Consider the following 228-nt stretch of genomic DNA (forward strand, 5'->3'; position numbering starts at 1 on the left):
GGGAAAATCTATGATAGTTGTGGGCAGACGTATTTGTTTGATCTGGATTTCAATGACGGGGAGTGTTTATACACTCTAGATGCCAAGAAGTATGGGAACATATCTCACTTTATCAATCACTCGTGTAACCCTAACCTAGATGTGTATGCAGTCTGGGTGGATACCCTTGACCCTAACTTTCCAAGAATCGCTTTCTTTGCGAACCGCGAGATCAGAGTTGGAGAGGAG

Annotated in this window: 1 protein-coding gene; it reads left to right on the forward strand. The window is 43.9% G+C overall.

The window, feature by feature from the left end:
• Positions 1-33: 33 nt before the first annotated feature.
• Positions 34-228 (forward strand): SET domain-containing protein-lysine N-methyltransferase (locus tag ACYQ78_RS40240; RefSeq protein ID WP_459806261.1); only part of this gene is annotated, 195 nt, incomplete at its 3' end.

The sequence above is a fragment of the Herbidospora sp. RD11066 genome (assembly GCF_054661255.1).